The organism is Frankia sp. AiPs1 (assembly GCF_023716945.1).
Lineage (GTDB): Bacteria > Actinomycetota > Actinomycetes > Frankiales > Frankiaceae > Frankia.
On record NZ_JAMQQF010000244.1, the window covers coordinates 1 to 8,354 of the forward strand.

The following is an 8,354-nucleotide window of genomic DNA, read 5'->3' on the forward strand; positions in this document are numbered from 1 at the left end:
GCTCGTGGTCGCGACGGCGCTGCGCTTCGAGGCGATGGCGGCCGGCCGGTCCGGCCTGCCCTCGGACACCGTCATGGTGCGCACCGGGATGGGCCCCGACAAGGCGGGTCGAGCCGCCCGGGTGGTCCGTCAGGCGCGCCCCGACGCCGTCGCCATCGTCGGCCTCTCCGGCGGCCTCGCCCCCGGGATCAAACCCGGGGACATCGTCGTCGCCAGCGAGGTCCGCGCCGCCGACGGCTCCGTCGCCACCCGCTGCGCCTCGGCCCCGCTGCTGGCCGGTGACCTGCGCCGGCTCGGTCTGACCGTGCACGTCGGCCCGATCGTCACCGTGGCCAAGGTCGCCACCGGCGACGAACGCACGCGGCTCGCCGCCACCGGTGCCATCGCGGTGGACATGGAAAGCGCCCCGATCGCCGCGGGGGTCGGGGACGCACCGTTCGCCGCGGTCCGGGTCATCGTCGACACCGCCGACGAGCCCCTCGGCCGCCTGGACCTGGTCCGCCGCGGCGTGCTGGGCCTGCGCACGATGCGCCGGCTCGGCCTGCCGATCGGTGCCTGGGCGGCGGCGGTGGGTCGGCGCACCGTGCTGCTCGCCGAGCCGCGGGCCTTCTGCGCCGGGGTCGAGCGCGCCATCGAGGTCGTCGAACGCGCTCTGGAGCTCCACGGCGCGCCGGTCTACGTCCGCAAGCAGATCGTGCACAACTCTCACGTGGTGGCCGACCTCGCCGCCCGCGGGGCGATCTTCGTCGAGGAGCTCGACGAGGTACCCGCCGGCGCGACCGTGGTCTTCTCCGCGCACGGGGTGGCCCCGGCGGTGTGGAACGAGGCCGACGGGCGCCAGCTCGCCGTCATCGACGCGACCTGCCCGCTGGTCGAGAAGGTGCACGCCGAGGCCCGTCGGTTCACCTCCCGCGGCGACACCGTGCTGCTCATCGGCCACTCCGGTCATGAGGAGGTCGACGGCACGCTGGGCGAGGCGCCCGGGCGCATTCGGCTGGTGCAGTCGCCCGAGGAGGTCGACTCCCTCGACGTCCCCGACCCCGAGCGGGTCACCTACCTCATGCAGACCACGCTGGCGATGGACGAGGCCGAGGAGGTCGTCGACGCGCTCAAGGAGCGTTTCCCGGCGATCGTCGGCCCCGGGTCCGCAGACATCTGCTACGCCACCTCCAACCGGCAGAACGCGGTGCGCAAGGTCGCCCAGGAGGCTCAGCTCGTCCTCGTCGTCGGGTCGGCCAACAGCGCGAACTCGGTGCGGCTGGTGGAGGTCAGCCGGCGGGACGGGGTGGCCTCCCACCTCGTCGAGAACGTCGGCGACGTGGAGCTGTCCTGGCTGGACGGGGTGGAGACGATCGGCATCTCCGCCGGCGCCTCGGCCCCGCCGTCGCTGGTGGAGGAACTCACCGCCGCGCTGTCCGGTCTCGGCGCGACGGAGGTGACCACCCGATCCGTCGGCACCGAGACGGTCGCCTTCCACCTACCCAAGGAGCTGCGCCGCGCGGGCTCCACCGCGGCCGGCTCCACCGCGGCCGGCCCCACCATGGCCGGCGGTTCCACCGCGGCCGGCGCCGCCTCGCCGGTGCACGTGCCCGGCCCGTCGTAGTCCGACTCGCGGTCCCGACCGCCGGTTACCTACCGCTCGGCGGGGATCGCCGTGCGCGATCCCCGCCCCGGCGCCGCCCCCAAGGCTGCCGCCCCCAGCCTGCTGACCCCAGGCTGCTGCCCCCAGATTGCTGACCATCCGCCCATCTCCCGGCTGTTCGACGCGCCGCCGGTCGAGGTCGAGGTCTTGCGCGGCGACGCGCAGTTCACCCGCCCGCCCGGCTGCCTGATCCTCGGCTGAGACCGGCTCCGGTCGCCGGGAATCCCGAGACGTGTGACTCTGAGTGACAGCACGGCCGCAAGGGCGGCCTCCCGCCGTCCGATCGCGGAACCTGTGGGCGGGCTGGGGGTGGTCCCCACACCTCCGACGCCTCGTCGAAGGTGACGATGCGAGGTCGGCGTCGAGCCGCAACCAGCGTCATGTGGCCGTCGAACGAGGGTCCTGACCTGGCCGGATACCGTCCGCGACCGGTTGCTCGGACGAACGGGTCGGCCACGTGACACGGCTGTGCGACAGTTCATCGCTCGATCCACATGCAGCCTGTACGTACAGGCTGTATGGTCAGTGCAGAGATCATCGGTCATCCCACCGGCGACCTGAGGAGAGGGGCCACGCCGTGGCGGTCGAGTGGCGGTACCAGCTCCGTATCGGTACCTACCTGGCGAAGCAGAAACTGCAGCGTCGCAAGCACTTCCCGCTCGTGTTGGAGCTGGAGCCACTGTTTGCCTGCAACCTGTCCTGCACGGGCTGTGGGAAGATCCAGCATCCGGCGTCCATCCTGAAGCAGCGGATGAGCCCGGAGGACGCGCTCGCCGCGGTCAAGGAGTGTGGCGCTCCGGTCGTGGCGATCGCGGGCGGTGAGCCGCTCATGCACCCGCAGATTCACGAGATCGTGAACGAGCTGGTGAAGCGCAAGAAGTTCGTGATCCTGTGCACGAACGGCCTGCTGCTGCAGAAGAAGCTCAAGAACTTCACCCCGTCGCCCTACTTCACCTTCGTGCTGCACATCGACGGGCTGCGCGAGCGGCACGACGCGGTGGTGGAGAAGGAGGGCACGTTCGACGAGTGCGTGCGGGCCTTCCACGCGGCGAAGGCGGCCGGCTTCCGGGTCGGCACCAACTCGACGTTCTTCAACAACGACAGCCCGCAGGACGTCATCGACATCCTGACCTTCCTCAACGACGACCTCAAGGTCGACCAGATCCAGCTCTCGCCGGGCTACGCGTACGAGAAGGCTCCGGACCAGGAGCACTTCCTCGCCGTGCAGGAGACCCGCGAGATGTTCGGGAAGGTCTTCGCGGAGGGCCGGCGCAAGAAGTTCCGGCTCAACCACTCGCCGATCTTCCTGGACTTCCTCGAGGGGAAGAAGGAGCTCGACTGCACCGCCTGGGGCATCCCGAGCTACTCGCTGTTCGGCTGGCAGAAGCCCTGCTACCTGATGAGCGACGGGTACGTCTCCTCCTACAAGGAGCTTGTCGAGACCACCGACTGGGACTCCTACGGTCGCGGCAAGGACCCGCGGTGCGCGAACTGCATGGCGCACTGTGGCTACGAGACCTCCGCCGTGCTGGCCACGATGGGCTCGCTGAAGGAGTCCATCCGCGCCGTCCGCCAGGTCTGACGGTCTGACGGTCTGACCCGGCGGCGGCCCTCCCGCCGCCGTCCAAGCCGGCACCACCACGAACGCCGCCCCGACCGCTCGCCGCGGTCGGGGCGGCGTTCGTCGTTGTCGGGCAGGCGTCTACCTTGCCGTTCCGGGGGGTTCCGTTCCGTGTCGTCCCCCGAAAGGGCAAGGTGGCCCAGCCGGCCACACCGGTCAGGCCACGCCGGGGCGTACCGACGAGGTGGGCGATGTGGTGTGGGCGATGTGGTGCGGGCGCGGTGGGGTGGTCAGGGGGTGCGGCCGGAGCCGCTGTCGACGCTGACGGGGGGCTGCTCGGCGAGGTCGCCGCCCCGGCCCAGCCCGCGTAGCAGCCGGTCGAGCACGATACCGATCTCGATGCGGGCGGTGTCCGGGTCGGCCGCGCCCGCCGTGTAGATGCTCGCCTCCGACAACAGGGCGGCGACCAGCCTGGTCAGCGGGCCCACCGGGAGCGGATCGATGCGCTCCTCGGCCATCGCCCGTTCCAGCCATTCGGACAGCAGCCGGTAGCCGTGCCGTTCGACGAGGGCGTCCCACGCCTGGTTGCCGAGGACGGCGGGACCGTCGATGAGCACGATGCGCTGGAAGTCGCTGTCCGCGGTGGAGATGTCCAGCAGGGACTGGAACCCCTGGCGGAGCTGCGTCCAGGCATCGCTGGGCAGCTCGGCGTCGCGCGCGAGCTCGCCCGCGACGAGCTGCTCGGCCACCTCGGTGGCGACCTGCTCCATCACGGTGCGGAACAGTTCGGCCTTGTCGCGGAAGTGGTGGTAGAGCGCTCCTCGGGTGACCTGGGCGTCGGCGACGATCTCCTCGGTCCCGGTGGCGGCGAAGCCCTGCTCGGCGAACCGGCGGCGGGCTGCCGAGATCAGGGCCTGACGGGTGTCAGCCGTCTGCTCGGTACGACGGCTTCTGGTCACCCCCTGATTATGGTGTAGTCGGCGCCTTCGGAGGTGGCTCTGCCGAGCCTGGATCGGCAGGGGCGGCCGGGGCCCATCCGGTGGGGGTACACACAGGACGGCGCGATGGCACCGCGGGATTAACCCCGCCCGCCGTGGGCCGTGCGGGGCGGGAGCGCCCCGATGGTCGACAGGCCGGGTCCGGTTGCGTCCGGGCAGCGCCGGGCGCTCGTGGCCGCTTGGGCATCGTCCCTGGTCAGAGGCCCCCTCCCGCGGCGTGCCCGAGGATCGGCGCCGGCCGCGTGGGCATCGCGGTCCCGGTGAAACCTGCCGGGGACGGAAAGTTCTTAACACACAATTACCGTGCTCGACTGACGCCCGTACGACGCACGTGGCAGCATCACTCTCTGTGACTGTGCTGCAGTGGATCGCCCTCGCCTCATTGCTCGCCTGGCTGTATCTGGCCGTCGGTCATGGCTTCTTCTGGCGCACCGACCAGCGGCTCCCCGCGCAGCAGGCACCGCCGTCGTGGCCCAGCGTAGCGATCATCATCCCGGCGCGGGATGAGGCCGACGTGCTGCCCGTGACGCTGCCGACCCTGCTCGCCCAGGACTATCCCGGTCCGGTCCGCCTGATCCTCGTTGACGACGGCTCCACCGACGGGACCACGGAGGTCGCCCGAGCCCTGGCCGAGCAGGCCGCCCGTGACGGGCACACGGGCGTCACCGCCGCAGTCACCGCGTCCACGGAGCCCCCGCCCGGATGGACGGGCAAGCTGTGGGCCCTGCGCCGCGGCGTCGACTGCGCCGGCGACGCCGAGTTCCTGCTGCTCACCGATGCCGACATCGCGCACGACCCGGGTTCGCTGACCAGCCTGGTGGCCTCCGCGCGCACACACGGGCTGGACATGGTCTCGCAGATGGCCGTGCTGCGGGCCGAGACCGCCTGGGAACGAGTCATCGTGCCGGCGTTCGTCTACTTCTTCGCGATGCTGTATCCGTTCCGCTGGTCGAACCGCCCGCGCTCGCGGGTGGCGGCGGCGGCCGGGGGTTGCTCGCTGGTCCGCCGGGAGGCCCTGCTGGCGGCCGGTGGGCTCGCCGAGGTCCGCGGGGCGGTCATCGATGACGTCGCGATCGCCCGGATCATCAAGCGCTCCGGCGGTCGGACCTGGCTGGGGCTCGCCGAGCAGGTCCACAGCCGGCGTCCGTACCCGCGACTGGCGGACCTGTGGAAAATGGTGTCCCGCAGCGCCTACGCCCAGCTCCGGCACTCGCCGCTGCTGCTTCTCGGCACCGTGCTCGGGATGTCCCTCGTCTTTGTCGTCCCGGTGGTCGCCACCGTCGCGGGCATCGTGGCCGGCGACAGCACGACCGCGATCGTCGGCGCCGTCGCCTGGGTGATCATGACTCTCTCCTACGTGCCGATGATCCGGTACTACCGCCAGCCGCTTCCCGCCGCCCTGCTCCTGCCCGGTGTCGCCGTGCTCTACCTCGGGATGACGCTGGACTCGGCGCGGCTCAAGCGGGCCGGCCGCGGCGCCGCCTGGAAGGGACGCACCTACGACGATCACGGGACACCGTCCGCCGATCGGCAGCCGTCCGCCGCGGCTCCTCCCGCCGCGGCTCCTCCCGTCGTCGCTCCTTCCGTCGTCGCTCCCTCCGTCGTCGCGCAGCCCACCGCTACGGTGCCCCCGGCTGCCGCGCCACCGGCCACGGCGGCCCGGGCCGAGGCGAGTCTGGCCGCCGCCGGTCCGGTGGCCGCCGCGACATCCCCCGGCGCAGCGGCGACGATCCCGGCGGCTGCCGGTTCGGTCGAGCCGCCGCGTGATCCGTGGAACGACGGCTTCTCCCGCCCCAGCCCCAGGCCCGGGCGGACCGACGAGCCGCGACACGGGGACGCCGCACGCGCAGTGCCCGCGCCCGGCGTGGCCCAGACCCACGCCCGGGTGGACGAGCGCCAGTCCGGCGCCGGAGGCTGACCGCGTCTCATCCCGCGAGGTCGGCCATTGCCGTCAGCCGGCGGCGCAGGGTGACGGCATCGTCAGCCAACGCCGACACCAGATAGCCCGGACCAGCCAGGGGCAGCCGGGCCACCCCGTCGGCGACGGCGGCCTCGGGACCAGCTCCGGCTTCGGCCCATTCGGGCCCCGCGACGAGCAGCGAGCCGACCGCGCGGGCACCGCCCAACTGGGCGGGCCCGTGCAGCCCGGGCACCCGCGGCCCGAGTAGCAGCTCCTGGCGCAGCAGGGGGACCCATCCGGACAGCTCACCCGCCGGGTCGGCGCCCGGAGCCCCGGCGCCGCCTGCCACGTCGACGCGCAGCGTGCTGAGGATGGACCCGGTGGGCTCGCCGAACCGGCCCAGCAGGATTTCCTCGCGCAGTCGCAGTCGAGCCGTCGCGGCCAGCCGGACGTCCGTGGTGATCCGGTGGTCGGCACCGTCGGCGACCACGGTCGGTTCCGGACCGAAGTCGAGTTCGGCGCCGTCCGCCACCTCCGCGGTGACGGTCAGGCGGGACGGTCCGGGGCCGTGACCCGGCAGCGCGACGGTCGCGGCGACCGAACGCAGGACCAGACGCACCCCGCGCCCGACGGAGATGTCCAGGCGCAGATCGTCGCCCGCCAGCGGACCGGCGGCCCCGTTGACCAGGTGGACCGTCATCGTCGGTAGCGGATCCGCGCCGGCGTGCGCCCCGGTCCGAACGGGTGACCCGCCGGTCAGGCGTAGGACGATCGGCACGTCGGAGCGCAGCTCGGCGAGTCGGGGGGCGCCGCGCGTTCCCCGCTCCACCCGCACGGCGGCGTGCGCCCGGACAGCCGTGCGGCCCGTCCGGGGACTGGCCCCGGACGCGGCGTCGGCGGTCGTGGGCATCGGATGTCGCCTCCTCACGGCCGAGTGTCGGCCGGCGCTCAGCCGGATACGGCGCGCAGCCCACCCGGCCGGCGGCCGGTGAGCCGGTCGAGAGCGGCCGCGGTGGCCTCGTCGGCCGGCAGGAGGACGACGAGGCACTGCTCGTCGTCGGCGGGCAGGTCGAGCCGTTCGAAGGCCAACCGCAGTTCGCCGACTTCGGGGTGGACCAGGCGGGTGATCCCGTTTGCCGGCGGCAGACCCGTCAGCCTCATCACCCGCTGCGTGAACGCCGCCCCGGCGGTGCGGGCCAGCTCGTCGGCCAGGGCTGCCACGAAGGGATCTGCCCGAAACGGCCCCGCTTTGAGCGCGGCCACCTGGGCGTCGGCCGCCTGGTCCCAGTCCGGCAGGGCGGTACGGGCCCGGCCGTCGGCGAGGACAAAGCGGGCCAGGTTCGGTGGATGGCCGTCGAGTAGTCCGATCGGACCTGCGATCCGGGCGTAGCCCTCGGTGTGGGCGAGGATGTCGGCGAGCCGGTTGAGTAGCACGGCCGGACCTGGCTCGAGGCCGTCCAGCAGCCGCTGCACGGTCGGACGAACCGTCCGGCCGGGCGGTATCCCGGCCATGCAGGTGAAGCCACCATCGGCCGTCTTGGCCAGGCGTTGCAGGTGAACCCGCTCGTTCGCGGTCAGCCGGAGCGCCTCGGCGAGGACGCCCAGCACGGCCATGGACGGCCGGCGGTCGCGGCCCTGCTCCAACCGGGTCACGTACTCGACGCTCACTCCGGCGAGGGCGGCGACCTCCGAGCGACGCAGGCCACGTGCTCGGCGGCGGGGCCCGCTGGGCAGCCCGACGTCGGCGGGGGCGAGGCCCTCGCGGCGGACCCGCAGGAACAGCCCCAGCTCGTTGTCGCCCACCGGGGGACCGTAACAGTCGATCTTGTGCGGATCATGGCCCTGTTGCTACCAGCCTCCGGCCGATCTGGCCCACCCCCAGCCGGGCGGGAACGTGGGCGACGTCATGGCCACCCGGGACATTGGCGCCACCTGGGATTTCCGTGGTCGTCGCGCTGACACGCCACGGAACAGATGGAAGCACTGGTCTAGGACGTGAACATCCGCAGCGCCGCGACCTGGTGGCGCTCGGCCAGCAGGTCGAGGCGGACGCCGGTGAGCGCCGGAAGCTCCCGCGGGGGCAGGGCGGCGGCCTCCTCGCCCGCCCGGGCGATCGCGTCCACGTCGTCGGCGAGGCGGGCCAGTACCCCGGTGACGGCCAGGGGGTCCAGCCCGATCAGGCGGGTCGCGGCCGTCGCGGGCCCGGTGACCGTGGTGTGTGCCGCGGCGAGGGCCGCGTCCCCGGGCGTCAGC

The 8,354-nt window shown here is 72.9% G+C and carries 8 protein-coding genes; 4 read left to right on the forward strand and 4 right to left on the reverse strand.

The annotated features are described in order from the left end of the window. The 3 genes from ispH to hpnH form a co-directional block, all read left to right on the forward strand. The coding region (ispH, locus tag ND748_RS19255; protein WP_251747398.1) for a 4-hydroxy-3-methylbut-2-enyl diphosphate reductase at window positions 1-1,603 on the forward strand (1,603 nt) is incomplete at its 5' end. 51 nt (window positions 1,604-1,654) lie between these two features. After that, window positions 1,655-1,843: a hypothetical protein gene (locus ND748_RS19260; protein WP_251747399.1), complete on the forward strand. Its 189-nt coding sequence runs from the start codon at window positions 1,655-1,657 to the stop codon at window positions 1,841-1,843. A gap of 376 nt (window positions 1,844-2,219) precedes the next feature. Further along, complete coding sequence (gene hpnH / locus ND748_RS19265; RefSeq protein ID WP_251747400.1) at window positions 2,220-3,224, forward strand: adenosyl-hopene transferase HpnH; 1,005 nt, start codon at window positions 2,220-2,222, stop codon at window positions 3,222-3,224. A gap of 269 nt (window positions 3,225-3,493) precedes the next feature. Here hpnH and ND748_RS19270 read toward each other — a convergent pair whose 3' ends face one another. Next, a complete protein-coding gene (locus tag ND748_RS19270; RefSeq protein ID WP_251747401.1) occupies window positions 3,494-4,162 on the reverse strand; it encodes a TetR family transcriptional regulator in 669 nt (222 codons plus the stop codon). Between the two features lie 388 nt (window positions 4,163-4,550). On the opposite strand from ND748_RS19270, the gene ND748_RS19275 reads away from it, so the two are divergent. Next, window positions 4,551-6,119 (forward strand): glycosyltransferase, encoded by a 1,569-nt coding sequence (locus tag ND748_RS19275; RefSeq protein WP_251747402.1) that lies wholly within the window; start codon window positions 4,551-4,553, stop codon window positions 6,117-6,119. 7 nt (window positions 6,120-6,126) lie between these two features. Here the strand turns inward: ND748_RS19275 and ND748_RS19280 are convergent, their stop codons facing one another. From ND748_RS19280 to ND748_RS19290, 3 genes are all read right to left on the reverse strand, one after another. After that, window positions 6,127-7,011, reverse strand: coding sequence for an urease accessory protein UreD (locus ND748_RS19280; protein WP_251747403.1), 885 nt, complete (start codon window positions 7,009-7,011; stop codon window positions 6,127-6,129). A gap of 38 nt (window positions 7,012-7,049) precedes the next feature. After that, window positions 7,050-7,904, reverse strand: a complete 855-nt coding sequence (locus ND748_RS19285) for a helix-turn-helix transcriptional regulator (protein ID WP_251747404.1) — start codon at window positions 7,902-7,904, stop codon at window positions 7,050-7,052. A 185-nt stretch (window positions 7,905-8,089) separates the two neighbouring features. Beyond that, on the reverse strand, window positions 8,090-8,354 hold a 265-nt coding region (locus tag ND748_RS19290; protein WP_374215978.1), incomplete at its 5' end, for an urease accessory UreF family protein.